Origin of the sequence: Mesorhizobium sp. M1C.F.Ca.ET.210.01.1.1 (assembly GCF_004791585.1) — a bacterium.
Taxonomy (GTDB): Bacteria; Pseudomonadota; Alphaproteobacteria; order Rhizobiales; family Rhizobiaceae; genus Mesorhizobium.
Map to the genome: position 1 here is coordinate 1 of NZ_SRUU01000177.1, position 316 is coordinate 316.

The following is a 316-nucleotide window of genomic DNA, read 5'->3' on the forward strand; positions in this document are numbered from 1 at the left end:
GTTCGCTTGTTCGAAGAGTCTTTTGCTCGCATGCACGGCGCGGACGATTGCGTTGCAGTGAGTTCCTGCACGGCGGCACTTCATCTCATTTTGCACGCACTTGGTATCGGCCCAGGCGATGAGGTGTTGGTTCCGTCGCTGACTTTCGTAGCGACCGCGAACTCAGTGCTCTATGTCGGCGCGACTCCTGTCTTTGTCGACATCGAGTCAGCCGACTTGCCGCTGATGTCCCTTGCGGAAGCCGAGGCTCGATGCACGCCGCGCACCAACGCAATAATCCTCGTTCATTTCGCCGGGTATCTGGCCAATCGGGAAC

1 protein-coding gene is annotated in these 316 nt (G+C 58.2%); it reads left to right on the forward strand.

Annotated elements, in window-relative coordinates:
- A partial coding sequence (locus EN853_RS33470) for an aminotransferase class I/II-fold pyridoxal phosphate-dependent enzyme (RefSeq protein WP_135861372.1) occupies nt 1-316 on the forward strand: 316 nt, incomplete at both ends.